Origin of the sequence: Marinobacter sp. OP 3.4, from assembly GCF_036224885.1 — a bacterium.
In the GTDB taxonomy this organism is placed as follows: Bacteria; Pseudomonadota; Gammaproteobacteria; order Pseudomonadales; family Oleiphilaceae; genus Marinobacter.
The window spans coordinates 1-20,998 of record NZ_JAVVLT010000005.1 but is presented as its reverse complement, the minus strand read 5'-3'; the positions used below and the strand labels follow the sequence as shown (position 1 = coordinate 20,998).

The window sequence follows — 20,998 nt, the reverse complement described above, 5'->3', positions numbered from 1 at the left end:
AATAAACTGGCTGCTTAAATGCGGTCATTTGGACAACTGGGTTGAAAATCGCCGCTGGTCCTCATCGCTGACTTCAGCGCCGAAGATGTCATTAAGCTTCTCGATGATTTCGGACAGGCGTTGCTTCTCAGGATCGTGGGGCTTTCCAGTACCCACGCCGGTAATCGGGTCCAGTCCGTCCGGGTCGTTCTCACCTTCTAACCGGAGCTCATGCTCTTTGCGCTTGGTGATCCGGTAATGGCTCAACTCCAACTCTGAAATATCGATTTCGTCCTCATCGAGGATTTCCTGACGCAGCAACGGCAGCAAGTGTTTGGCAAAGACGCACAGCTGCTCCAGTTCTGGATCCTCAAAGAACACGATCTGGGACAGAAATTCGTAGGCTCGAACAAAGCTACCAAGGTTCTTCTTGAACAGGTCCAGCTGATCCAGGCCCTCCCCGATTTCTTTCAGCGTTGCGTCGGCCTGTTTAAGGCCAATAGTGTTGCCATCGGCTTCTGCCTGTTTTCGGGCAGCCCGTGCTTCGGCTCGCTCGTCTCGAAGCAGCTTGTATCGCTTGTTGAACCGCTCCCTCGCAGGTTGGCAGTAGTAGCTGAGCTTGGAGGCTTCCGCTTTCGGGTCGAAGAAGGCCCGGGCAAAAGCCTCCGCCTCGTCCCAGTGGTACACCTGCTCGGCATCCAACGCTTCCTGAATGTCATAGACCACCTGGGTGTCTGAAACCCCAGTAAGCTCCGCCTTGTTGTAGTAAGGCAGGAACGAATCGAGGATATCCTGGGCATCGTTGATGAAGTCCAAGATGAAGGTCTCCTTGCCAGGAAACAGCCGATTCAGGCGCGAGAGCGTCTGTACGCACTCCACACCCTTGAGTTTCTTGTCGACGTACATGGCGCAGAGCTTCGGCTGGTCGAAGCCAGTCTGATACTTGTTGGCGACCAGCATCACGTTGTATTCGTCGGTGTCGAACGCCCTGGCGTGATCCCGGCCATTCAGGCTCGGGTTCAAAAGACCGCTGGTTTCGGTGACTTCTTCCGGGATCACGTTATCGGGTGGCAGGCTTCCTGAAAAGGCAACCAAGGGGTGAACGTCCTGGTAGCCCTGATCTTTGATGTACTGTTGCATCGCCAGCTGGTACCGGACGGCTTCCTGTCGACTGCTGGTGACCACCATGGCCTTTGCCTGGCCATCCAGCAGGTGCCGGACGTTCTCCCGGAAGTGCTCGACGATCACTTCAACCTTCTGGCTGATGTTGTAGGGGTGCAGGCGCACCCACTTGGCCAGCGTGGTCCTGGCCTTCTTGGAATCTACCTCATGGTCATCCGCATCCGAATGGGCAAGCTTCCACGCTACGGCATACGTGGTATAGCGCCGGAGCACATCGAGAATGAACCCTTCCTCGATCGCCTGGCGCATGGAGTACACATGGAATGGCTCTGGCTTGTTGGACTCGCTCCGGGGCTGAGAGGGATCTGGTTCACGACCGAAAAGCTCGATGGTCTTAGCCTTGGGAGTCGCCGTAAAGGCATAGTAGCTGATCTGTTGACTCGGTTTACGGGCGGAAACGGCGGCTTCCAGCAACTCTTCCGCACTGATTTCCTCCCCTTCGGGCAGTTCGCCACCCAGGATGGCCTTCAGTTTGGTGGCCGACGAGCCGGTTTGTGACGAGTGTGCCTCGTCGGCAATCACGGCGTATCTTCCAGACGAAAGCTTGGGGTACTTTTCCAGCGCATCGAATAATGCCGGGAAGGTCTGGATCGTCACTATGATGATTCGGGTTTGCTCGGCCAGCGCTTCGGCCAGCTGCTCAGATTTACTCTGGTTGCCCAAATCTCGATTGATGGGGCGCACGACGCCCTGGGCGTGTTCAAACTGGTAGATTGTGTCTTGAAGCTGGCTATCCAGCACCGTCCTATCGGTCACGACGATGACCGAGCTGAACAGCTTGTTGCCCTCGTTATCGTAGAGCTGGGCCAGTTGATGGGCTGACCAAGCGATGGAGTTGGATTTGCCGGAGCCCGCACTGTGTTGGATCAGATAGCGCCTCCCTGCGCCTTCATCCCGCGTTGCCTGAATCAGCTGGTTGACCACATCCCACTGGTGGTACCGGGGGAAGATTAGCGTTTCCTTGGTCTTCCGGTTTCCGTGGAAATCTTCTTCGGTTTTCTTGTCAAGGTGCAGGAACCGACTGATGACCTTGAGCCAGGCGTCTTCCTGGAACAACTGCTCCCACAGGTAAGCCGTGGCATAGCTGCCTTCATCCTCAGCCCGAGGATTCCCGGCCCCACCGTCTGCGGTGCCCCGATTAAACGGAAGGAAAAAAGTGTTCTTACCGTTCAGTCTGGTGGTCATGGCGGCTTCGTCCTGGCTGACCGCGAAATGCACCAGCGCCCCCCGCTTGAAGGTCAGCAGCGGTTCGGGCTTTCGTGTCACCGGGTCTTTAACCGGGCGATCCTTTTTGTACTGTCGCTTAGCGTGCTCGACGGTCTGCTTGAATTCGCTTTTGAGCTCCAGCGTCGCGGTAGGAATCCCGTTCACGAAAAGCACCAGATCCAGCCGTGGATTGTATTCACCCGTGCGAGCATGGGGTGAATAGGAGACTTCCTCCACCACTCGTAACCGGTTGGCGTTGTATCGACGCGCTGTATCCGGGTTCATACCGTGGTCTGGCTTGAAGCTGCATAGGTCGACTTTTACGCCTGGTACTTTGAAACCATGGCGGAGCACATCGAGGGTGCCCTTTTTTTCCAGCTCCCGAACAGTTTTCTGAATGAGCACCTTTTCCGGGTTCTGAGGATTGCCTTTACAGAACTTTTCCCAACGATCCGGCCACGCTTCCTGGAAGTAACCGATCAGGTCTTCCGGATACAGGGCGTGCGTCTTGTCGTACTCAGACGCATTGCCGACCAGCCAGCGCTGATCACTCAGGGCAGCAATGATGTCGTTCTGGAACGCTCTCTCTCGGCTGTCAGCCATGACCTACTGCTCCATTGGTTCGTTAACTCGACACTGCGGGGTAATCAATTCGGTCATGCCGTAGCCTCCATGCCTGCCTTGCGCACCTCTTCACCAAAGGCACTTTCGTCGGTCGGGGGTTGCCAGTTGCGGACATCAATCTTGCCGGTAACAGCAGCTGAAATCAGAGCTGACCGACGCTCTTTCAAAAGCGCAATTTTTTCACTCGTTGTTTCCGACAAACCGTTAAACTTGCTAATGAGCTTATTGAGTGTTCTGACAATGAGCTCTTGTTCTTTTACCGACGGCAATGCAATTGGCGCCTCATTGACATTGCTGAGACTTAACCCCTCTTTTAGTCCGTACTGAACAACGTCGAAATAGCTACGTCCCGGCAGTGAACTCAAACAAAGCGCCAAGTAACGTGAGTCGATCTGAGAAACATCGGTTCTAATGAGACTCAGATGCTGATTGATGAAAGTTGTCCGTTGTAGGTCTTCAACAACTGCCACACGTCCAGTATTTGCTCCTGTAATGCACACAACAACATCACCACTTTTAAGCTCGGTTCTCATTCCCTCCGCTCCTAAGGGAGGTTTAACCCTCTTCGCTGTGTCTAACTTTAATCCCAGATTGCCATCAAGGTCTCCGCTCTGCAGAAATACATCACCTGAAACCTCAGTGATAAAGTCAGACCAGCCGCGCGGACCGGACGTAATGAAGGTTGCAACATGCTTTACCCGAACGGCTTCCCAATGCGCCGGCACCTCACCAAGCCACTCCACCCCAGAGTCCTTCATGGGCACATCCGGATCAAGCCCCTTGGTCACCGCATGGGAAATAACCGCCTGGCGTTTTTCCTGAAGCAGTTCAATCAGCTTTTCCTGTTCGCGGATCAGGGCATCGATTTTGGCGGTTTCGTGGTCTAGGAAGCGGGCGATTTGGACTTGTTCGGACAGACCAGGGAAACAGAACCTCTCTTGAAGGTACGCTTCTGAATCAAGATTCTGGATCCCTGTTGTTTGTTTGATGGCTGGATAATTTACTCGACCCTGATACAGAGAATCGAAGCAGTAACATAAAAAATTACTGTTGAACTGTTCGAGCGGTCTCATCCGAGCGACGAAGTTGGAAGTCACCGACTTAAATTCGTGAGTAAATAGAACAACGCAGCCAACCAAAGTTTTCTCGCCACCACCAGACTTCTCAATCAACAAGTCCCCTTTTTGTAGGGCCCGGGAGCTATATTCATTGGCCGTGACACTCCGATAAGTAAGCTTGTCCAATCCGACACGCAGGCTATTTCTTTGGAAATCGGCAACCCTGATCACAGCAACATCGTTTTCGCCATCTGGCTCATTACCCCAGATTCCATTCGTGCAGCCATCAACCGCGCGTTTGAGTGAAAAAAGCTCCCAGTTTGTTGGGACTTGCCCGAGCCAATCTACACTCGAGTCTTTGTATTCCGGGTAGCTTGGAAAGCTCATGCAGACAACTCCTCGATCATCTGCTTGATTCGGTCAGTACATTGCTTCAAGTCAGCATCAATCTCTTCCAATGGCCGGGGCGGCGTAAACTCATAGAAGTGACGGTTAAACGGAATCTCGAAACCAACGATGCCCAGTTCATCGTCCTTCTCATCTCGCTTGGCCTCATCAATCCAGGCGTCAGGCACGTGGGGTTTCACTTCACGCTCAAAGTAGTCGTACACGGACTCTGTGAGGGGCACGTTCTCATAGTCCCGCAGACCGGTGTCAGCCTCCGGATTGCCCTTGCTGTCCGTGCAGATATCCGCTTCTGGGTCGCGTTCACTCAGGGCATTGAGCAGTGCTTTCAGTTGCGGTGCACTCAGGTAGACCTGATGGACAGTGAGCGACGCCTTCAGAGTCTTCTGGAACTGCTTGCGATTTCGGTAAACCGTTTCGGCATCTATGGCACGGCAAGCAGCGAGGATCTTGGTCTGGTCTTCCTGATCCATTTTCTGGATGGCTTTTTCATCCGCAATCCGTTCAAGGCGCTCTTCCGAAGTCTGGAAGTTCAACTTCAGCGGACGCTCAACCGTTATACGACGAAAACCAAAGGCATCGCTGGAGAAGATCTTGCTCTTCTTGGTTTCCTGGAAGTCCCCGTACATGCGCACGATCTCGTCTTGGTCGGACTCGCTGACAAACTGGCGCTTGCTACCGAGGGACTTACGCATCTTGGTTGCCCGGTCAGTAGCATCGATCAGCTGGACCTTGCCTTTTCGTTCAGCCGGCTTGTTGTTGGAAAGCACCCACACATAGGTGGAGATGCCGGTGTTGTAGAACATGTCCGTGGGCAGGGCCACGATGGCTTCGACCATGTCGTTCTGCAACAGATAGCGCCGGATTTCGGATTCGCCACTGCCAGCACCACCAGTAAACAGCGGGCTACCATTGAGAATGATGCCGATCCGGGAACCGCCTTCACGGGCATCTCGCATTTTGCTGACCAAATGCATCAAGAACAGAAGCGAGCCATCTGACACTCGAGGTAGCCCTGGACCGAAACGACCATCAAAACCGCGATGCTTGTGCTCTTCAGTGACCTGCTTCTGAACTTTTTTCCATTCCACGCCAAACGGCGGGTTACTGAGCATTAGGTCAAACTTATTAGCAGCCAGTTGATCATCCGACAGCGTGTTGCCTAGCTTGATGTTGCTGACTTCCTGCCCTTTGATCAGCATGTCGGCCTTACAGATAGCGTAGGACTCCGGGTTCAATTCTTGGCCGTGAAGCGAAACGGTGACACTCTCGCTGATCTGTTGAATGTACTCGTCGCCTTCGGACAAGAATCCGCCCGTTCCAGCTGTAGGGTCGTAGATGGTTACAATGCTATTAGGGGTTAGACGGCCCTCCTGTCCGGTCAGAACAAGGGAGGTGGTCAAGTGCACGATGTCTCGGGGTGTAAAGTGTTCCCCGGCGGTTTCGTTAGAGCTCTCCGCGAATTTCCGGATTAACTCCTCAAAGATGATCCCCATACCGAAATTGCTGATGGTTGCCGGACTCAGATCAATGCTGGCAAACCGCTGAACCACTTGATAGAGCATGTTGTTGGCGCTGAGCTGCTGAACGAAGTCCTCAAAATGGAAGTGTTCGAAGATCTCCCGGGCATCCTGGCTGAATGACTGGACATAGCTCATCAGGTCATCGGCAGTCTGGCTGTCAGATAAGGTGGCCAGACTCAAGGGTGAGGCATTAAAGAACTGTCGATCGGCGGCCCGGAGCAAGAGCTTCTCGCGCACTGCATCTGGTTTGGTCTGATGTTCTTGGGCTGCTGACAGCACCTGGGCTTTCGTTGGCTCCAGTACGCACTCCAGGCGGCGCAGCAGGGTAAACGGCAGAATCACGCGCCCATACTGGCTCTGCTTGAAATCACCGCGCAGGAGGTCAGCAACGGACCAGATAAAGGCGGCGGTTTGGGAATGGTTGGTTTTGTCGTCAGTCATCCGTGGAGCTCCAATACAACGTTTTGTCGGACTGCGTCTATCTCAGGCAGCCAATCCCATTCTTTTTAGCGATGCGTTCAGCGTCGTTCGAGTCACCCCAAAGTGAGCCGCAACTTCAGTTTTCGTGATTTGAGGGTCGGAGAGCATGGCCGCGGCTTTACGGACGTCGGAATCAGACATGGAGGGTTTCCGGCCACCTTTTCGTCCTCTCGCCCTGGCTGCCTGAAGACCAGCCTTTGTGCGCTCTCTAATTAGATCATGCTCGAACTCAGCCAATGCGCCGAAGATATGGAATACCAGGCGTCCGCCTGAGCTGGTTGTGTCGATTGCCTCGGTAAGTGACTTGAAGCCAACTTCACGATCATTCAGATCCTGGACAATCTCAACTAAGTCTTTGAGTGAGCGTGCCAGTCGATCCAGCTTCCAAACGACGAGAACATCCCCTTTTCGGAGGGTACGAAGGCACTGCGACAGCTCAGGTCGCTCGCGAAGTTTGCCGGTAAACTTTTCCTGGAAGATCTGCTCGCACCCAGCTTTTTCCAAAGCGTCCACCTGAAACTCAGGATTCTGATCCTGGATACTGACGCGCGCATAGCCTATGATCATTAAACGCACCTTTTCTAATCATAGTTTTTTGTACGTGATTATTGGACATAAAACAATAGGAAATTGCGGGTTTTTCGGGGAGCTGTCCTAACGTCCCAAAAACGACCGTTTTCTGATGAAAGCGGTCCTTTATCAGATAGCGATTTACCGGATCCGCTACTGGGAAAACGAATCACGCTGAGTCGCAAAGCGGACATTCAAGCAGGACGACCAATCGGGATAGGAAGGCACCTCTGGCGCCCCTCCTCCTACGGCGGGGGTTGTCGCCTGGTTGCTCCGGAGGCTGCGGCAGCTGCTTTCCGGAGGCCATCCCGCCTCACGGCACGGACTTTCGACCTCTGTCTCTGTTCTGGTCTTCGGGGCGGGATTTCGGCCTGCTTCGAATTATTTGAGCCTCGTTTTAGCTTTGTTGAATAGATGGGCCCATTGCTCCCTCTCGCGCACCGATAAATCATCGTATGTTTTCGCACGGCACCATTTGACGAAGGCTTTCGCGAGTTTGTTCTTGGACAAATTTGGCTTGTGCGATTTTATGATGCTGGCAACGGATTTCGATGCGGACGTGTCGTTTGAGAAAAGATCTATCCCAAGCTCCTCTTTCGCGACCGTCTGAAGGGTTTCCCTAAGCAAGTCTTCGGTTTCTGGATTGACAACCTCACCATCCAGAAAGTCGAGCGTTCGCAGGACTCCCTTGTGACCTAGACTGTGCACCAAACTGTCCTTGCTTGCAGCATTGTCTCCTGCTTGATCAGAATCCAGTAGAGCAACGACTTTCAGGTTTTGCGCGTGGAGTATGGTTGCAAAGTACACGATCTTACTTGCAGACCCTGCAGGGATAATAGATACGTTTGAGCCAAGCGCTGTCTGCCCGGCTTCCTCGAAAAGGTCTGCTACTGCGGATATGTACCAGTAGTCAGTTAAGCCTTCAACAACGAAGTTTCGGGTTTGAGAAAAGAGGCTTTGGGCAAGATCGTACCCCAATGCTTCTTGAAGTGGTAAAAGGCCGGCAGGGTCGCTGGACATAATACTCGTATGCAACTTGGTTCCAACCTTTCGATTCAGAAGCTCGACTACTCGGACCCTGTCCAGCTCGTCCGGACCAACTAGGAATGGTGAGTGGGTCGTGTAGATCGTTTGATTGGCCTCTGCTAGGCGAGAGAGGGTGTCCCTGAACTCACGCTGTTTCAACCCGTGTAAATGCAATCCAGGCTCATCAAGCAGCAGAATTGCATTTTCGTGTTGGTCCTCTGCTTCGGCAAAGAACACCACGAAAAATGATACTAACCACTGGAAGCCTTCTGATCTTTGGTCGAGCTCGACCTCGACCCCCTCATCGTCAACAACTACGACCTTAAAATACTGTCCATCCGGTATGATTCGCAGCGTGTTGGCTTCCCCGCGTTCCAGGTTTGGCTTCCACGCATCTCGTATTTGTTCGGTAAGCATGATGCTTGCTGAATTAAGTTCATACTGGCGGGCATCCAGTTCATCTCGAATGTCTTCAACTTCGACATTAGTGTCTCGCCCGTCCTGGCCACTTTTGCCCATTTCCGAGAGCCGCTGGGGGTTCAGCCCCAACAGCTTCATCAAACAAATGTTGCCGTAGTCATATTCATCATCATAATCCTCGCTGGCGATACGCCTAGCTAACCGCCCGAGGTGGATGACGGGTTTTACTCGAAAATAATTATTGAATAGGACGAACAGTGGGATTCGCTTTTGGAGTGTTCTGACAGCCTCGTCTCGCTGAATTGAAATTGAAACCTTCTGCTGTAGCGCACTTAGCCTCGCATTCTCTTTTTCGTCATCTTCGTCAACATCCGCGATGTGCTTTTCAAGCCAGTCATAAATCTTGGTAGCCGTTTCTGAGAAGATCTGTGATGTGGGGGAAATGGTGGACGTGATCTCCTCTAGCTGGGCGCTAGGCAACGTGCCTTCGCCCGCCATTTGCTTGTCTAAATGCTTTCCTAGGCGAGCAAGATCTGCTTTGATATCACCATACGTCGGCCGTTCGGGAGCCCCAACGAGACCATGTGTGGAACTGTCATCAAGGTAACGAGTGAATCGGTATTGAAGCTTTGCGCTGCGAATAGATTCGGGTAGATCATTCAGATCCGCTTCGTCAAGATCAAAAAGAACCGTAGCGACGGGGACCTCGTCCGATGAAACCTTCCCAGAAGTGATGTCTCGAAGAAGACGTCGCGGGTAATCACGTAGGTAATTTAACGGTTTTACGCCAACAGGACGGTTAATTTGTTGGAGCGCCTGTAGCACGGCTGATTTTCCGGCCTCATTGGGGCCGACGAAAATACTTTTGTCCCTTTCTAGATCAAACTCCCCCGTATCAATGATGCTTCGATAATTTTGTACTCTTGCTCTACTCAGGCGCATCTCAAAATCCTTATCGGTTGCTTTTTGTACTTTTGGTGAACCCTGTTGATCTCCAAAAAGCTCTCTGGTCTGTTGCTTTTGGTTACATCGAAACCTATCAGACTCCCATTTAACAGGCCAGGCTATGTTTAGTTGTCAGGGTCTCAAAGGTTTTGACTCGCATCACGGAAGGGGGCTGCTGGCTTGCGCCGCGGTAACCACCGAAGCTTCGCCTGCTCGCGCTGTTGACACCCTTAAGACGATCACGGCTAGCCAGGCAATTTTCCCCACCTGACAAAAATAAGGATAAAGTGCTTCCACGAATGGGTTTCGAACCGTCCACCAGCATTCGGCTCTGTTATTCTGGTTCACGAAGTCATCGAAACTCGGAGTAAAGCGATATGGCAGAAATTATTTTTGGCGGGCTGCTGGGCAGCCATCGTGTGATGGTTGTCGACGGGGTGACTATGCACATTCCCGAGGTTCAGGTGCAGTACTTTTTGAGTGGTGAACCTGGTAGCCCCAACGATCCGTTGAGCAAAATGCCTGATGGCAAGCTTTGCGGCACATTGGTTCCCAAGGGATCCGTGAAATTTACTCTGACGGACGAGGAACTGAGTGCGGCGAGAGAGGACTACAATCGGCGCAACCAACAGTAACCAAACCCAGTACCAACTGAGCCGGGCTAGATGCCCGGTTCGGCCTAGTTTCAGCCAAGCGACTCAACCGGGGCCGTCGTTAATAGGGTCGCAAAGCGGACATTCAGGCGGATAGACCACTACACCGGGGGAAGTCCAAAGCCTTCTCAGAAATGTCCGCAGTAACGGGGTAGAACCCCTATAAGCCAAAATGCACTCGGCTCACACCAGATCAATACTGAAACTTGGAAGTTGGGTTGGCCGGGTTCTAACCAATTTATTGCTTCTCTCCATGGTCTTTCATGAAATCTCCTGAAACACCTTCTCCGTCAAACCAAGCATCCCAATCTTCTGGATCAGTAACGGGGTCCGTGGGTCGCTCGAATTTCTTCACTGACCCTTTCAGTCTCTCCAAGGGCTCCGACTCGTGGGGAAGCGGCCCTGCCAACTCGTACGCGTGGGCTCCGAAGGCATCTAGGTCTTTAAGTAGCTCCTGCTCTGTTGGTCGTTTCTTCTGCATGAGAACCTCTCGCTTCAAGATCATCTTCTAGTGTACCAAACTGGTAAATCCATGGGTCCAGCAACAACGACAGGCTCAAGACGCGATCACCGGACGGTTATGTTACCAGCCCACTAAAACCGATTCTCCGGGTGGCCAGAGGGTACGCTTGACGCCCGGTAGAGCATTTGGTTTACTTACCTGGTCAGAGAACGTTGCACGCTGGCCGTGCGTGCGGACAATCTGACAACTAAATCTAACATGCCTAAACCTGATCCGACGTTCTGCCTCGCGTCTAACGGCCCTACAAGCGAAGCTACCCAACGTTGATCACTAAGGATTAGTCATGCCTAAAGAAAACTTTCTCCGCCCTTACGCTGACCAGCTGGTTAACTTTCTCCATCCTTACGCTTACCAGCCGGATAATGACAATAAAGTTACCCACGATACGGCCTACCACCTACTTCATGCCGCCATCGGTACGATTTCACCGCAAGACGCCGCGCATATCGAACCCCCTATCCAGGAGCTCCGCGAGAATCCTGGTTCAAGCCGGGATTACAGCCTCATCGCCGCCGCCGAACGGGCGGAGAAGCGCCTTAACGTAGGCCCAGTCGAGGCACACGCGATCGCCGAAGAGGTCACTCAGTTGGTCCGGGCGGCTGGCATTGGTGTGAATCAAGTTCAAGTCCTGTTGGACCCCGAGTTCGACGGGGATAAAAAAAAGAAAATCTTCAAGAGTCTTTGCAAAAACCTTCAGCTCAACCTTAAACGTGATGACCCTGATAAACGTGTTGTGAAGAAAGAACCCGCAACAGCCACACTTGCGATTGCATCGAAACTGATTCCCAGCCCGGAAACTTCGTGGGAGAGCAGGTTTGGTCTCGCGGCAGAATTCCCCTCGCGCGGGCAGAGCGAGCTCATTGAGGTTGTCACCACTGTAAGCGGCCGGTAATCCCATCTTGAGCCAGGCGCTGCCAACGTCAGGATAGTGTCCACTTATTTTCTAGTGGACACTTAACATGAACGAATTAAGCGTAACCAAGCCCTACCAACGCCGTCGCCGGTTTTCCCGCGAATTCAAAGCCGAGATTGTCGCCCAATGCCTGGAACCCGGTGCCTCCGTTTCCCGGATCTCCCTGGATAACGGTCTCAACGCCAACATGGTCCGGCGCTGGATGAGTGAAGCGCAGCGAGCGAATAAAACACCAGCAACACCGGGATTTGTTCCGGTTAATCTGCCAGCGGCAACCTCTGCACCAGGCAACCAATCGGTCTCGGACAAGCGTAACACCATCCGCATTGAGATTCCCCGCGCCGGTGGTGCGGTTGTGGTGGAGTGGCCTGCGGAGCAGGCGCATCAGTGTGCTGCCCTGTTGCGGGATCTGCTGGGATGATCCGCATTGACGAGATCTGGCTCGCCACTGAGCCTCTGGATATGCGGGCCGGGCCCGACAAGGCCCTGGCCCGGGTTATTCAGGTCTTTGGTGCCGCTAGGCCCCATTGTGCCTACCTGTTCGCCAACAAGCGGGGCAATCGGATGAAGGTGCTAATCCACGATGGCCTTGGCATCTGGCTCTGTGCCCGCCGGCTGAACCGGGGCAAGTTCCACTGGGGCGAGACCTGGCGCGGTGACCAACTGCGCCTGACCGAAGAACAGTTATCCGCTCTGGTTCAGGGTCTGCCCTGGCAGCGCCTTGGCGCTGAAGGCGTTATCGCCATTCTGTAATCACAAGTGCTGTGATATCGCTATAGCCAGAACCGCGAATCGCTTGCGGCTCATGGACTTGGCATACTGCCGGGCATGACTGAACGCCCCGATCTCGACCAACTCTCTGCCGATCAGCTCCGTGCTCTGGCCACGGAACTGTTCGATCGTGTCGAGACCAAGGAACGGGCATTGGTGCGCAGCAATGTCATCATCGAGAAGCTGACCCACGAAGTGGCCATCCTCAAGCGTCACAAGTACGCCCGTCGCAGTGAGCAACTTGATGCGGTTCAGGGGAAACTGCTGGATGAGCTGATCGACAGCGACCTGGCCGCCATTGAGGTCGAGCTGGATCAGGCGATGACCGAGGAGCAGAAAGCGGCCCGACCAAAGCAAAAACCCAAGCGCACTCCACTGCCACCAGAACTGCCCCGTACCCTGATCCACCACGAGCCCGAAAACACTCAGTGCCAGTGCGGCTGCCCGCTCAAGCGTATTGGCGAGGACGTCAGTGAGAAGCTGGATTACATCCCGGGCGAGTTCAGCGTAGAGCGCCACATCCGAGGCAAGTGGGCCTGCGACAAGTGCGAGACTCTGATCCAGGCACCGGTGCCGCCGCAAGTGATCGATAAGGGCATTCCCACGGCCGGTCTGCTGGCCCAGGTACTGGTGGCCAAGTACGCCGACCATCTACCGCTGTACCGTCAGGAACGCATCTTCGGTCGCGCCGGTCTCGAAATCCCACGCGCCACCCTGGCCGAATGGGTGGGTGCCTGCGGTGTACAGCTGCAACCTCTGGCGGATGCGTTGAGAAACACCTTGCTGGAACACAACGTACTGCATGCCGACGAAACCCCAGTGAGCATGCTGGCTCCGGGCAAGAAGAAAACCCATAAGGCCTACGTCTGGGCCTACTGCACCACGCCGTTCTCGGACCTGAAAGCCGCCGTCTACGACTTCGCCCCGAGTAGAGCAGGCGAACACGCCCGCACCTTCCTGGGTGACTGGCAGGGCAAGCTGGTCTGTGATGACTATGCCGGTTACAAGGCCGGGTTCGGCAACGGCATCACCGAGATCGGCTGCATGGCCCACGCTCGGCGCAAGTTTTACGACCTGCACGAAGCCAACAAGAGCGAACTGGCGGCCAAGGCCCTGGAATACATCGGCGGACTCTACGAGATCGAACGGGAAACCAAAGACCTGCCGCCGGATAAGCGCCGGGAAATCCGGCAAACCAGAGCCAAACCACTTGCTGACGCACTGCACCAATGGATGCTGGCGCATCGCCAGAAAGTACCGGATGGCTCCGGCACGGCCAAAGCCCTGGATTACAGCCTCAAACGTTGGGATGCGCTGACGCGCTACCTGGACGATGGCGCTGTGCCTATTGACAACAACTGGGTGGAAAACCAGATCAGGCCCTGGGCGCTGGGCCGTTCCAACTGGCTGTTCGCGGGATCACTGCGCAGCGGCCAGCGTGCTGCCGCTGTGATGACGCTGATCCAGTCAGCCAAGCTGAACGGCCAGGATCCCTATGCCTACCTGAAGGATGTGCTGAGTCGACTGCCGACGCAGAAGAACAACGCCATCGACGAACTATTGCCCCACAACTGGCAGCCGGCTATACCTGACAAGGTGTGATGGCCGGACGCTTACTCACCACTAACGAATGCTACCTTTGGGCGTTTCCGCCGGCGCATCACCCGGCAACATTCCTCGCAACTTTGGACCGATACCACAGCGAGCAGCAGTTTCCATCCGCAGAGATGGGAATGGGGTTCAGTATTATTCAGGCTGGCTGGGAGCATCCAGAGCGCCCGCTTCGAGGCGATTCAAAGCACAGAACTACCACTCGATACTCCCTTTTTACGCCCTCATGGTCGTGGCGTGCTCAAGACAATGCGTGGCGACTAGGGCTTATCCACCGTTCACAAATTCGCGAGAGTGCGCGGCGGCCCCACGAGCATTTGAGTAACCTGCTACCAAGAGGACTCGCGTCGTTGCCGCGAATTCACGGTTGTCACGATTGTCGACGACTCTTCATTGATGAAACTTCTGGTTACGAGGCTGTACCGACTCGCTGTGCGTGCGATAAGCCTGACGAGACCAAGGTTCCAAGCGCGTCGTCCCCTGGCAGCTAAACCCTTCATTTCGGAGATGGAGCTGTGTCGCTTCTGTTGAAGGATCATGGGGGCCGGGGCTTTCTTACCCCACCCCTGAAGGCTACATCATCTTAACCTGGACAACGTTAACGACGCCCTCGCGGAGTAAAAACATGAACAATGAAAGCAAAAAAGAACATACCCTGCAGTTTATAAACTCAATGGCTGGCATGGCTTTTGACCAAGGCATGCTCGAAGGAATAGAGATTGGCAAGTACATGGGCTATGTGGCCGCAGTGGACAGCTTCAAATCAGCATTGTCCGATGGATTGCGACATGGCTCTTCTGAATGTGGTAAAGCCTTAGAAAGCTTCAAGCGGCTTGGCATCGAAGAGTGAGCTATGGCCTGATTGTATGGACGCATTCCGTCCATGCGATCCGGTTCGGCTTTAACCCTGAGTGTGGGGCTCCTGCGGAGCTTGTTAGCTGTCATGCACTCTTTCAGGTAGCCTCCTTTGTAAACACCCCTATTTTAGTTGCATCGCTAATTAGAGTCCTCCGCTGACGGTCGCAAAGCGGACATTCGAGTAAGACGAATAGCGCTTGCAGTATGCGCGCCCATGGAATGGAACCGAAGGCGCAATGAAATGGGCTTCGTCGCGCCTGCGCTTAATGGGTTCTACCCCGTTACTGTGGACATTCCTAAAAAGAGGCCTGACACGCTGCTCACAGGCTCGGCGTGCCTCCGAACAACAGGTAATAAGCGATGCCCAGTAGCGAACTGACTAAGATCACCGGCAACATGCCCACCTTGAAGCGTAACATGGCAATAAAGGCGGCCAGTGCAAGCACCACACTGGCGATCTGAATACTGCCCCATGTCGGCACCATTAACTGCATGCCAAAGGTCCGAACCGTATCTACTTCGGCGAAAGCGACATGCACCGCGAACCAGATAGCCAGGTTCAGCATCACGCCCACAACGGCGGCGGTGACCGCCGATAACGCAGCACTCACCGCCTGGTTCCCGCGCAGCCTTTCTACATAGGGTGCGCCCAGGAATATCCACAGAAAACAGGGAACAAAGGTCACCCAGGTAGCCAGAATCGATGCAAGAATGCCCGCTGTAAAAGGATCGAGGGGGCCTGCGTCGCGGAAAGCGCCCATGAAGCCCACGAACTGTACTACCTGAATCAAGGGGCCGGGCGTGGTCTCTGCCATGCCCAAACCATCCAGCATTTCCCCTGGCGCAAGCCAGCCATAGTTCTGTACGGCCTCCTGTGCCATATAAGCCAATACTGAATAAGCACCACCGAAGGTGACGACGGCCAGCTTGCTGAAGAAAAGCCCTATCTGGGTGAAGACATCGTCAAAGCCCAGCGATACAGCCAATACAACTAGCGGTGTGAACCACAGCGGTAGCCAGACCGCGAGTACCTTGAGCGCCCGCTTGCGCGTTGCCTTGGTATGATGTGCGGCACCGCCATCCATCATGGTGTCGATCGCCCGTTCACCATCCTCGGGCGTGTCATGTCCCTTGATGACCACGAATCGTTCCGGGTCCATGTACCGCCCCAGCAGGCCAATAACGGCAGCAGTCAGGATCACTACCGGGAACGGGACAGCCAACAAAAAGATGGCAATGAAAGCAAGGGCCGCCAAGATGTACATATAGGCATTCTTGAGCGCGCGCTTACCGATCCGGATGACGGCCTGAATCACGATCGCCAACACCGCCGCTTTAATCCCGAAGAAAAGCGCCTGCACCAGGGTTGCATCCTGAAAGCCCGCATAAAGCACGCTCAACACCAGGATGCTCAAAAAACCCGGCAACACAAACAGTCCGCCGGCCACGAGCCCACCCTTGACGCCATGCAGCAGCCAGCCGATATAAGTAGCCAGTTGTTGGGCTTCCGGCCCGGGCAGTACCATGCAGTAGTTCAGGGCGTGCAGAAACCGGCTTTCGCTGACCCATCGCTTTTCATCCACCAGAATACGATGCATGACGGCGATTTGGCCGGCAGGACCGCCGAAACTCAGCATTGCAATCCTTAGCCAGACGCGCACCGCTTCCCCAAACGTAATCTCATGACCAAACTCGTTGCGATCGCCACCCGATGGCACAGTGTCTTGTTGGGTTCTGTGGGCTGTATCGGTGGAGTGGGACGACTCCGGCATGCTTACTTCCCCTTCGTATAGGTTGTGTACAAACTGTCGAACACCTGATTGGCAGCCAGTAACAGCTGATCATCGTTATGATGAGACTCGCGAAAGCCCATCAATACGCATTCAACTCCAGTGGCCGCCGGTGGCTGATGGCCGCCAACATCGAGGTAATGCACCAGTTCCGCGATCCGCTGCAGTGCCACCTGGCGCAGGCCAAAGCTCGCCAGCAACGTTTCAAAGGTGACCTTGTCAGCTACATGGGTGAAGGCCGCTCCATCGAAATCAAAACCCAGCGCGTGATCAGGGCAATCAGCTGGAGAGCTTAACCATAGAAAATTCGCTTCCGGATCGATGAATCGCTTAATCAACCAGGCGCTGGCCAGGCGGTCCACCCACGGTCGGCGACGAGTTGCCCATACCCTTCCCAGGTAGTCGGCACGGTTGAGGAGAGCGACCGTGCCTGAAACAGGTAGCGGCTCATCAGGCGACAGCACCCGATTTGCGTCGGTTTCCAGTTCCTGCAACGCCCGATCGACCCGTTCACGGGCAGCACCTGGAAAAAAATCAATCTGTGACACGCGCGTGAAGCGCTTACGCAGTTTCCGGGTCTCCCTAATAACCTCCATGGCCGATTCTGGCAGCAGCGTTGCCCGTAGTTCTGCGATGTCCGAGTGCAAGGCCTCATAGTCGTCCGCACGATCGAATAAAGCGGGGAATTCATGAGCATCCGGGCCGTCAGTGGGTACAACATGGGCGACACCGCCGGCTTCACGCACGTCATGGGCCACAGCCTCCAACTTCTCGACGTGATCGGGGTGAGCTGGCAGTAAATAGACGCCGTCGCGAAGTGAAGCCGCGCCCCATGCCTTAATAGAGCGCCAGGCCCGCATACGCACCGTCGCATTTTCTGTAGGAAGTGACAGAATCAGTAGAAGCCATGACATTCTGTAGAATCTACTACGTGTTTGTAGCAATCACAACACTTTTATGGCTGAACGGTTGTGATGGCCATCTGACTACAGTAGCATTCTCATATATCCCCCCACGGGGGATAGGTTAAAAGCTGGTTTTGACCCCAGACTTACCAAATCATCAGCCACGCTAGGAACACTGTGATGCACCACGAACGACTCGATCATTGGCAACATAAGCATGTCTTTGGCCAGGATCGGAAGCGCCCCGGAGAAATCCGAACGCTCATCGTGGTGGGCCTAACGCTGGCGATGATGGTCTGGGAAATCCTGGCCGGGATCGTTTATGGCTCGATGGCCTTGCTGGCCGATGGGCTGCACATGGGGTCGCACGCGGTGGCCCTGGGTATTGCCGCCTTCGCCTATGCATACGCCAGGAAAAACGCAGGCAACGCCCGATTCTCTTTCGGGACGGGGAAGGTCAATGCGCTGGGCGGCTTTACCGGAGCCATTCTGCTGGCTGTCTTTGCGCTCTACATGGTCATCGAGAGTGTTGGGCGTTTTATCCAGCCCGTCCCCATTTCTTTCGATGGGGCCATATTTGTGGCCATCATAGGCCTGGTGGTCAACGGGGTGTCAGCGTGGATACTGGGGGATGCAGGTCATGACCATGGTCACAGTCACGGGCATAATCACGGTCACCACCATCATCACCATGACCACAACCGACGGGCCGCTTACCTGCATGTGCTTGCAGATGCGTTGACGTCAGTCCTTGCCATTGTTGCCCTTCTGGCGGGTAAATATGCCGGGTGGAACTGGATGGACCCGATGATGGGGATTATCGGTGCGATTCTGGTAACCCGTTGGTCCTGGCAACTTTTAAGAGACACCTCAAAAATCCTTCTCGACGAGCAACATCAGGACATGGAGGACGCTGTTAAAGAGGCCGTCGAAGACGACGATGCCAAAGTCAGTGATCTGCATGTGTGGGCAATAGGCCCAAACATTCATGCCGCTATTGTCTCAGTCGTCTCGCATCAGCCCGAGTCGCCCGCAGTTTATAAGGAGCGCATTCAGGCACACTGCCAGTCCCTGGTCCACGTGACGGTGGAACCTCTTCGCTGTGATTAACGGAGAGAACGCAAATTAGAGAGTAACGAGATCAAAGATAACGGGCGATTGCTTTGAACTCGTCGACGCGCCGCTGCTGCTCCGGCTCCAGCGGTCCGATGGCATCGTCCAGGCAGTGTTCAATGTGGTCCTGTACCAAGACGCGCTTGGCCTGCTGGATGGCCTTTTCCACAGCGTGAAGCTGCTGTGCCAGCTCCAGGCAGGGCTTCCCCTGATCCATCATGCCAATCACGCTTTCAAGATGGCCGTTGGCCCGCTTCAGGCGTTTGATGATATTCGGATGCGATTGATGCGTGTGATCATTTATCATGTTTAATTCCTATCCCCCGTGGGGGGATGGTATCCTCTTGCTTCGTTGAAATCCAACCACCGACTCGACCATTGAGACTGATGATTTCGGCCCTCCATCAAAGAAAACTGCTTCCGACGCTCGTCATGCTGTTCGCATTGGCGGGCCTGTCGCTGTCGGTGATTGGCGAGTCATTCTCTCACGGTGTGGCCAACTTGGCAGGCGATTGGGAATCGCAGCCTGACGGCCACCCAGGCAGTTATGGTGCGCATGGACACACCCACGATTTTGACGAAGAGCCAGAGACATCCTCAGTGCATCATGATGCTGGCAATCATACTCACGAGACCGTGGACCAGCTCAGGGTTCCGTTTGTTTCCCAAAGCCTGACCGTTCTCCGGCAGCCCGTGCCCTTTGCCGGAGGTTCTCCCCGCAGTTTGCGCTATCGGCTTGAACGCCCTCCAAAAGCCTCTATTCCCGCTTGATTCTTGCCGCTTACGTGGCCCGAGAAAACAAATTCAATTGGAGTCTTTATGTTGTCAAGCTTGCTTGGCGGTTGCCGTGGTGTGCCCTCAACGGGCACAGGCAGTCGTCTGTTCTGGACATTTCTGACCCTGGGCTTTCTGGGTATGAGTACCGATGTGCTTGCCCACGCAGTCGCTCAGGGCGACAGGGGCTACATCCAGGAAATTACCGGGATAAACCTTATTGCGTTCATCTATCTGGGGGCCAAACACATGGTCACCGGCTATGACCACCTGCTGTTCCTGCTGGGTGTCATTTTCTTCCTTTACCAAAGGAAGCACATCGCGATCTACGTGAGCCTGTTTGCCCTGGGGCATTCCACCACAATGCTGCTGGGGGTGTACTTCAATGTGGGCATCAACAGCTACATCATTGATGCGATTATCGGCCTGTCCATCGTCTATAAGGCACTGGACAACATCGGTGCCTACCAGCGGTGGTTTGGCTTACAGCCCAACACCAAGGCCGCCACGTTGATTTTCGGGTTCTTCCATGGTTTCGGCCTGTCCACCAAGATCATCGAATACGACATCTCGCCGGACGGCCTGATTCCGAACCTCCTCGCCTTCAACGTGGGCGTGGAAATCGGACAGTTGATCGCCCTGGCCATGATCCTGATTGCCATCAGCTTCTGGCGTAAAACCGACGGCTTTTTCCGCCACGCCTATACAGCCAACGTTGCCATGATGAGTGCAGGTTTCCTGCTCTTTGGCTATCAGCTCACGGGTTACTTTGTCGCCTGATTCTGGAGATTTGCTATGTACAACACCGATATACCCAACCGTGAAGAACTGCCCAGCACTGCCAAACTTATTCGATCAACCATCATCGCAGCTATTGTGGCGCTGATTCTGCTGGTGACCGTGGTCATGCCCGCCGAGTACGCCCTGGACCCGACCGGTGCCGGCAGATTGCTGGGGTTGACCGAAATGGGCGAAATCAAGGAACAACTGGCTGATGAAGCTGCCGCTGACGAGGAGGCACAGATGGTTGCCGTGCAATCCTCAAGCGATCAGCAGGAAACCGAAGCAGTACAGCCTGAAGCCGAAGAACCCGCTCAGGAAGCTGCCCCAGAGCCAGAACCAGAACCAGAACCAGAACCTGCGGCCGTGCAAGAACAACAAGCATCAGAACCAGCACCTGCAGAAACACGATGGCAGGACGAAGTGCGAGTGGTTCTTACGCCTGGCGAAGGTACTGAGTTTAAGCTCACCATGGAAGAAGGTGCTGTGGCTCGCTTCTCTTGGGTATCCGAGGGTGGCCCAATCAACTTTGATACCCATGGCGATGGAGGCGGCCAGTCAATTTCATACGAGAAAGGCCGGGGCGTACCGGAAGACGAAGGCCAACTGGAAGCCGCTTTTACCGGCAACCATGGCTGGTTCTTCAGAAACCGGAATGACAATGACATTACTCTCGTCCTTCGTACCGGTGGAGACTACGGACAACTGAAGAAAGTGTTTTGATCACGCAGGCATAAATTGCAATTTTTTTTGGAGCCGGTCAGACAATGGCCGGCTGCGAGAAACGAAGCGAAGGTTCATGAAATGGAGCAAAACCAGAGGTTATGAATCAGCTTGCGTAAACCGCTGAAGGTTGCCACCCATTCCACGTGAAGCCTGCCACCCGGAC

19 protein-coding genes are annotated in these 20,998 nt (G+C 54.4%); 10 read left to right on the top strand and 9 right to left on the bottom strand.

The genetic code is table 11. The annotated features are described in order from the left end of the window. Positions 1-24: 24 nt before the first annotated feature. The 5 genes from RO069_RS00490 to RO069_RS00470 form a co-directional block, all read right to left on the bottom strand. A complete protein-coding gene (locus RO069_RS00490; RefSeq protein WP_328184553.1) occupies positions 25-2,970 on the bottom strand; it encodes a type I restriction endonuclease subunit R in 2,946 nt (981 codons plus the stop codon). Positions 2,971-3,023: 53 nt separating this feature from the next. Further along, positions 3,024-4,436 (bottom strand): restriction endonuclease subunit S, encoded by a 1,413-nt coding sequence (locus tag RO069_RS00485; protein ID WP_328184551.1) that lies wholly within the window; start codon positions 4,434-4,436, stop codon positions 3,024-3,026. Then, positions 4,433-6,418, bottom strand: coding sequence for an N-6 DNA methylase (locus tag RO069_RS00480; protein WP_328184549.1), 1,986 nt, complete (start codon positions 6,416-6,418; stop codon positions 4,433-4,435). Before RO069_RS00480 ends, RO069_RS00485 begins: the two co-directional genes overlap by 4 nt. A 42-nt stretch (positions 6,419-6,460) precedes the next feature. After that, positions 6,461-7,024 (bottom strand): recombinase family protein, encoded by a 564-nt coding sequence (locus RO069_RS00475; protein ID WP_328184548.1) that lies wholly within the window; start codon positions 7,022-7,024, stop codon positions 6,461-6,463. 384 nt (positions 7,025-7,408) lie between these two features. Continuing rightward, on the bottom strand, positions 7,409-9,415 hold the full coding sequence (locus RO069_RS00470) for an AAA family ATPase (RefSeq protein WP_328184547.1): 2,007 nt from the start codon (positions 9,413-9,415) through the stop codon (positions 7,409-7,411). Between the two features lie 380 nt (positions 9,416-9,795). On the opposite strand from RO069_RS00470, the gene RO069_RS00465 reads away from it, so the two are divergent. After that, entirely contained in the window at positions 9,796-10,053 is a 258-nt protein-coding gene (locus RO069_RS00465) for a hypothetical protein (RefSeq protein ID WP_328184545.1), read from the top strand. A 256-nt stretch (positions 10,054-10,309) separates the two neighbouring features. Here the strand turns inward: RO069_RS00465 and RO069_RS00460 are convergent, their stop codons facing one another. Continuing rightward, complete coding sequence (locus tag RO069_RS00460) at positions 10,310-10,552, bottom strand: hypothetical protein (protein ID WP_328184544.1); 243 nt, start codon at positions 10,550-10,552, stop codon at positions 10,310-10,312. Positions 10,553-10,877: 325 nt separating this feature from the next. Here RO069_RS00460 and RO069_RS00455 point away from each other — a divergent pair, with 325 nt between their 5' ends. The 5 genes from RO069_RS00455 to RO069_RS00435 all read left to right on the top strand — a co-directional run bounded on the left by RO069_RS00455 (position 10,878) and on the right by RO069_RS00435 (position 14,739). After that, complete coding sequence (locus tag RO069_RS00455) at positions 10,878-11,486, top strand: hypothetical protein (protein WP_328184542.1); 609 nt, start codon at positions 10,878-10,880, stop codon at positions 11,484-11,486. Positions 11,487-11,553: 67 nt separating this feature from the next. Next, positions 11,554-11,928, top strand: a complete 375-nt coding sequence (gene tnpA, locus RO069_RS00450) for an IS66-like element accessory protein TnpA (RefSeq protein WP_328184541.1) — start codon at positions 11,554-11,556, stop codon at positions 11,926-11,928. Then, the gene (gene tnpB / locus RO069_RS00445; protein ID WP_328184540.1) at positions 11,925-12,260 is read left to right on the top strand and encodes an IS66 family insertion sequence element accessory protein TnpB; all 336 of its coding nucleotides are present in this window, start codon (positions 11,925-11,927) and stop codon (positions 12,258-12,260) included. Before tnpA ends, tnpB begins: the two co-directional genes overlap by 4 nt. A gap of 75 nt (positions 12,261-12,335) precedes the next feature. Next, positions 12,336-13,880, top strand: coding sequence for an IS66 family transposase (gene tnpC / locus RO069_RS00440; RefSeq protein WP_328184538.1), 1,545 nt, complete (start codon positions 12,336-12,338; stop codon positions 13,878-13,880). 634 nt (positions 13,881-14,514) lie between these two features. Beyond that, positions 14,515-14,739, top strand: coding sequence for a hypothetical protein (locus tag RO069_RS00435; protein ID WP_328184536.1), 225 nt, complete (start codon positions 14,515-14,517; stop codon positions 14,737-14,739). A gap of 328 nt (positions 14,740-15,067) precedes the next feature. Here RO069_RS00435 and chrA read toward each other — a convergent pair whose 3' ends face one another. Together chrA and RO069_RS00425 are read right to left on the bottom strand one after the other, a co-directional pair. After that, positions 15,068-16,519: a chromate efflux transporter gene (gene chrA, locus RO069_RS00430; RefSeq protein ID WP_206855620.1), complete on the bottom strand. Its 1,452-nt coding sequence runs from the start codon at positions 16,517-16,519 to the stop codon at positions 15,068-15,070. 2 nt (positions 16,520-16,521) lie between these two features. After that, complete coding sequence (locus RO069_RS00425; RefSeq protein WP_058091223.1) at positions 16,522-17,451, bottom strand: chromate resistance protein ChrB domain-containing protein; 930 nt, start codon at positions 17,449-17,451, stop codon at positions 16,522-16,524. Positions 17,452-17,622: 171 nt separating this feature from the next. Between RO069_RS00425 and dmeF the strand changes: the two genes are divergently transcribed. Further along, entirely contained in the window at positions 17,623-18,552 is a 930-nt protein-coding gene (dmeF, locus tag RO069_RS00420; protein WP_011786633.1) for a CDF family Co(II)/Ni(II) efflux transporter DmeF, read from the top strand. Between the two features lie 31 nt (positions 18,553-18,583). Here dmeF and RO069_RS00415 read toward each other — a convergent pair whose 3' ends face one another. Further along, positions 18,584-18,862 carry a metal-sensing transcriptional repressor gene (locus RO069_RS00415; protein ID WP_011786634.1) on the bottom strand — a complete coding sequence of 93 codons (279 nt, stop codon included), beginning with the start codon at positions 18,860-18,862 and terminating at the stop codon, positions 18,584-18,586. Between the two features lie 80 nt (positions 18,863-18,942). Between RO069_RS00415 and RO069_RS00410 the strand changes: the two genes are divergently transcribed. From RO069_RS00410 to RO069_RS00400, 3 genes are read left to right on the top strand one after another with little or no spacing between them, the layout of a single operon-like run. After that, complete coding sequence (locus RO069_RS00410) at positions 18,943-19,326, top strand: hypothetical protein (RefSeq protein WP_041656491.1); 384 nt, start codon at positions 18,943-18,945, stop codon at positions 19,324-19,326. A 48-nt stretch (positions 19,327-19,374) separates the two neighbouring features. Next, positions 19,375-20,109, top strand: a complete 735-nt coding sequence (locus tag RO069_RS00405; RefSeq protein ID WP_442915316.1) for a HupE/UreJ family protein — start codon at positions 19,375-19,377, stop codon at positions 20,107-20,109. Positions 20,110-20,124: 15 nt separating this feature from the next. Further along, positions 20,125-20,832, top strand: coding sequence for a hypothetical protein (locus RO069_RS00400; RefSeq protein WP_328184535.1), 708 nt, complete (start codon positions 20,125-20,127; stop codon positions 20,830-20,832). Positions 20,833-20,998 lie beyond the last annotated feature (166 nt).

What these genes read in the sequence shown, in the direction of transcription:
- RO069_RS00400 (WP_328184535.1), top strand. Translation starts at nt 20,125, where the DNA reads ATGTACAACACCGATATACCCAACCGTGAAGAACTGCCCAGCACTGCC.
- RO069_RS00435 (WP_328184536.1), top strand. Translation starts at nt 14,515, where the DNA reads ATGAACAATGAAAGCAAAAAAGAACATACCCTGCAGTTTATAAACTCA.
- dmeF (WP_011786633.1), top strand. Translation starts at nt 17,623, where the DNA reads ATGCACCACGAACGACTCGATCATTGGCAACATAAGCATGTCTTTGGC.
- RO069_RS00425 (WP_058091223.1), bottom strand. Translation starts at nt 17,451, where the DNA reads ATGTCATGGCTTCTACTGATTCTGTCACTTCCTACAGAAAATGCGACG.
- RO069_RS00405 (WP_442915316.1), top strand. Translation starts at nt 19,375, where the DNA reads ATGTTGTCAAGCTTGCTTGGCGGTTGCCGTGGTGTGCCCTCAACGGGC.
- RO069_RS00455 (WP_328184542.1), top strand. Translation starts at nt 10,878, where the DNA reads ATGCCTAAAGAAAACTTTCTCCGCCCTTACGCTGACCAGCTGGTTAAC.
- RO069_RS00410 (WP_041656491.1), top strand. Translation starts at nt 18,943, where the DNA reads ATGATTTCGGCCCTCCATCAAAGAAAACTGCTTCCGACGCTCGTCATG.
- chrA (WP_206855620.1), bottom strand. Translation starts at nt 16,519, where the DNA reads ATGCCGGAGTCGTCCCACTCCACCGATACAGCCCACAGAACCCAACAA.
- tnpA (WP_328184541.1), top strand. Translation starts at nt 11,554, where the DNA reads ATGAACGAATTAAGCGTAACCAAGCCCTACCAACGCCGTCGCCGGTTT.
- RO069_RS00490 (WP_328184553.1), bottom strand. Translation starts at nt 2,970, where the DNA reads ATGGCTGACAGCCGAGAGAGAGCGTTCCAGAACGACATCATTGCTGCC.
- tnpC (WP_328184538.1), top strand. Translation starts at nt 12,336, where the DNA reads ATGACTGAACGCCCCGATCTCGACCAACTCTCTGCCGATCAGCTCCGT.
- RO069_RS00475 (WP_328184548.1), bottom strand. Translation starts at nt 7,024, where the DNA reads ATGATCATAGGCTATGCGCGCGTCAGTATCCAGGATCAGAATCCTGAG.
- RO069_RS00465 (WP_328184545.1), top strand. Translation starts at nt 9,796, where the DNA reads ATGGCAGAAATTATTTTTGGCGGGCTGCTGGGCAGCCATCGTGTGATG.
- RO069_RS00460 (WP_328184544.1), bottom strand. Translation starts at nt 10,552, where the DNA reads ATGCAGAAGAAACGACCAACAGAGCAGGAGCTACTTAAAGACCTAGAT.
- RO069_RS00480 (WP_328184549.1), bottom strand. Translation starts at nt 6,418, where the DNA reads ATGACTGACGACAAAACCAACCATTCCCAAACCGCCGCCTTTATCTGG.
- tnpB (WP_328184540.1), top strand. Translation starts at nt 11,925, where the DNA reads ATGATCCGCATTGACGAGATCTGGCTCGCCACTGAGCCTCTGGATATG.
- RO069_RS00415 (WP_011786634.1), bottom strand. Translation starts at nt 18,862, where the DNA reads ATGATAAATGATCACACGCATCAATCGCATCCGAATATCATCAAACGC.
- RO069_RS00470 (WP_328184547.1), bottom strand. Translation starts at nt 9,415, where the DNA reads ATGCGCCTGAGTAGAGCAAGAGTACAAAATTATCGAAGCATCATTGAT.
- RO069_RS00485 (WP_328184551.1), bottom strand. Translation starts at nt 4,436, where the DNA reads ATGAGCTTTCCAAGCTACCCGGAATACAAAGACTCGAGTGTAGATTGG.